The organism is Isoptericola sp. NPDC060257, from assembly GCF_042726645.1.
Taxonomy (GTDB): domain Bacteria; phylum Actinomycetota; class Actinomycetes; order Actinomycetales; family Cellulomonadaceae; genus Isoptericola; species Isoptericola nanjingensis.
On sequence record NZ_JBHXAW010000391.1, the window covers coordinates 1 to 2,941 of the forward strand.

Annotated in this window: 3 protein-coding genes; 1 reads left to right on the forward strand and 2 read right to left on the reverse strand. The window is 70.0% G+C overall.

Translation table 11 applies throughout. The features are described 5' to 3' along the window. A partial coding sequence (locus ACFWEK_RS20420) for an ABC transporter substrate-binding protein (protein WP_430555224.1) occupies positions 1-1,332 on the reverse strand: 1,332 nt, incomplete at its 3' end. 161 nt (positions 1,333-1,493) lie between these two features. Continuing rightward, entirely contained in the window at positions 1,494-2,348 is an 855-nt protein-coding gene (locus ACFWEK_RS20425) for an aldo/keto reductase (protein ID WP_430547607.1), read from the reverse strand. Between the two features lie 280 nt (positions 2,349-2,628). On the opposite strand from ACFWEK_RS20425, the gene ACFWEK_RS20430 reads away from it, so the two are divergent. Next, a complete protein-coding gene (locus tag ACFWEK_RS20430) occupies positions 2,629-2,832 on the forward strand; it encodes a cold-shock protein (RefSeq protein WP_430555225.1) in 204 nt (67 codons plus the stop codon). The last annotated feature ends 109 nt before the right edge of the window (positions 2,833-2,941 follow it).

Sequence of the window (2,941 nt, forward strand, 5' to 3'; positions counted from 1 at the left end):
CGCATCGCCGAGACCGTCGCGACGCTGGCCGGCACCGGCCGCGGTTTCTCCTGGTGGGTGGGGCCTGCCTCGACACCGGCAGACCAGACCTCGAACGAGCCGTTCGGTCCGGCCTGTTCCTCCGTGCCGAAGGAGGGCGCGGGCAGCTTCGACGGCATGGCCAAGGACCCGGTCGCCACCGCCGCCTCCAACAACCCCGAGCGCCTTGACGCCCTCCTCGAAGGTCTTCACCTCGGTGCCGCCGTCGGCACCGGACACCGCGCGGATGTTCTTCGAGATGGTCTCACCGTCCGTCGCTCCGCCCTTCACCGCGGCCAGCGCGGCGAGGACAGTCGCGTCGTACGACTCGGCGGAGTACGAGAAGTCCTCGAGCTCGCCGTCCTCGTTCTCGGAGTACCAGGTCGTGAGCTGCTCACGGAAGGCGTCGTCCGCCTGCGCGCCGGGCAGCGTGCCCTGCACTCCGGCGAGGGTGCCCTTGTCGAAGGCGTCGCCGTAGTTGGAGAGGTTGCCGTCCACGAAGTACGTGGTGCCGTCGAAGTCCCAGCCCTGCGACACGAGCTCGTTGACGATCGCGGTGGTCTCCTCGAACGCGACGATCGAGATGGCGTCCGGCTTCTGCGCGAGCAGGTCGGTCACCTGGGCGCCGAAGTTGGTCTCGCCCGGCGCGAACTCGTGGCCCTCGCCGTTGCCGCCGTAGACCGCCTCGCAACCACCGGCCTCGAGCGCCTCCTGGATGTAGTCGCGCAGGCCGTTGCCATAGGCCTCGTTCTGCACGAGGAAGCCGACCTTGCAGTGGCCGTCGCCCATGATGAGGTCGGCGTGCGCCGGCCCCTGGACGGTGTCCGGCGGGGCGGTGCGGGCGAAGAACTCGCCGTACCCCGACAGGTCCGCCGCCGTGTTCGCGGGCGAGATCTGCATGACGCTCGCCTCCGCGAACTGGTCGACCACGCCGAGGGACACGGCCGACGAGGCCGCGCCGATCACGACGGAGACACCCTTTCCGATGAGGTCGGTGGCGGTGCTGGTCGCCACCGAGAGGTCGGTGCTGTCGCCGGAGTCGCCCCACTCGACGCTCACGTCGTTGCCGAGGACGCCGCCGGCGGCGTTGATGTCGTCGATCGCGAGACCGACGCCGGCGATCTCCGGCGGCCCGAGGAAGGCGAGGGTGCCCGTGACCGGCAGGATCGTGCCGATCTTCAGCGGCTCGGCGGAGCCGCCGCCGCCCTCGCTGCTGTCGTCGCTCCCGCCGTCGGACGAGGCACATGCTGCGAGGCCGAGGCTGAGGACTGCCGCGAGGGCCATGCCCTTGGCGGCCGTGGTGCGTCGGATCATGCTGCTCCCCTTTTGGAGGTAGGACATTCGCGGCTCAACACCGCATTCAGTGCCGCTGAACGTAGCGAGACTGTATGTCGCCGACGTGTCGCGCGGGTCACTCCCTGCAGATCGTGACGAACCTGTTATCTGGGTCACACTCGGCCTCGTGGGGCCTCGCGTCAGGCGCGGAACTGCGTGAACGACGCGGTGGCCGGGTCGGCCCCCGTGCGCCCCTCGACCCCGGCCTCCAGAGCGTCGATCGAGGCAACCTGGTCGGCCGACAGCTCGAACGAGAAGACGTCCAGGTTGGTGGCCTGCCGCGCCGCCGACAGCGACTTGGGGATGACGATCCGCCCCTGCTGCACCGCCCACCGCAGCACGACCTGCGCGGGCGTGACGCCGAGCTCCGTCGCCGCGGCGACGACGGCCGGCGCGTCCAGGTCCGCGCCGCGGCCGAGCGGCGAGTACGCCTCGACGGCGACGCCGAGCTCGTGGCAGCGCTGCTGCACCGCGGACTGCTGGAACGTCGGGTGCACCTCGACCTGGTTCACGGCGGGGACGACGTCGGTCTCCGAGACGAGCCGGTCGAGGTGCTCGACCAGGAAGTTGGACACCCCGATCGCGCGGACGGCGCCCTCGGCGAGCAGCTTCTCGAACGCGCGCCACGTCTCGACGTACAGGTCCTTGGCGGGGACGGGCCAGTGGATCAGGTAGAGGTCCACCTGGTCGACGCCGAGCGCGCGGCGGGAGTCGTCGAACGCACGCAGCGCCTGCTCGTACCCCTGGTCGCCGTTACGGAGCTTGGTGGTGACGAAGACGTCCTCGCGGCGCAGTCCCGACGCGCGCAGCGCCGCGCCGACGCCCGCCTCGTTGTAGTAGCCGGCGGCGGTGTCGACGTGCCGGTAGCCGAGCTCGAGCGCCTGCTCGACGTTGGCCTGGGTGCCGTCGTCGGGCACCTGGAAGACGCCGAGGCCGACCTGGGGGATCTCGACGTCGCCGGACAGAGGGAGGGAGGGCACGGGGGAAGTGGTCATGACTCCTTTCTATCGGCCCCCGCCGACGCCGCGTCCACCGGGGTGACCACCCTGTGGACAGCCGGTGCGGCAACACTGGTGCGCGTGCTCGCGCTCGCGTACCGTTGTGCCCGTTGCAGTGCCTCGCTCGATCCGGACGGTCTCCGTCCGCGCCACGGCGATCGCATCGGAAGGACTGATGCGGTCACCCGGCGGACCTTGGTCTCAAGAGTTGACGACGATTCACCGTGATGCGCGATCTCGACGGTCGAGGTCGTCGACACCTCTTGAAGGAGTAAGCATGGCCACCGGAACCGTGAAGTGGTTCAACAGCGAGAAGGGCTACGGCTTCATCGCCCCCGAGGACGGCTCGGCCGACGTGTTCGTCCACTTCTCCGCCATCCAGTCCCAGGGCTACCGGTCCCTGGACGAGGAGCAGCGCGTGGAGTTCGACGTCACGCAGGGCCCGAAGGGCCCGCAGGCGGAGAACGTCAACCCCCTCTGAGCATCCGCTCAGCAGGTGGTGGCCGACTGATCCGGTCCCGATAGCAGTACCCAAGGAGCCCCGCTCCTCCGCCGCGGCGGAGAAGACGGGGCTCCTGCCTTTTCCTTCC

Excerpts from the sequence above, each read along its gene's own strand:
- ACFWEK_RS20430 (WP_430555225.1), top strand. The coding sequence starts at position 2,629 with ATGGCCACCGGAACCGTGAAGTGGTTCAACAGCGAGAAGGGCTACGGC.
- ACFWEK_RS20425 (WP_430547607.1), bottom strand. The coding sequence starts at position 2,348 with ATGACCACTTCCCCCGTGCCCTCCCTCCCTCTGTCCGGCGACGTCGAG.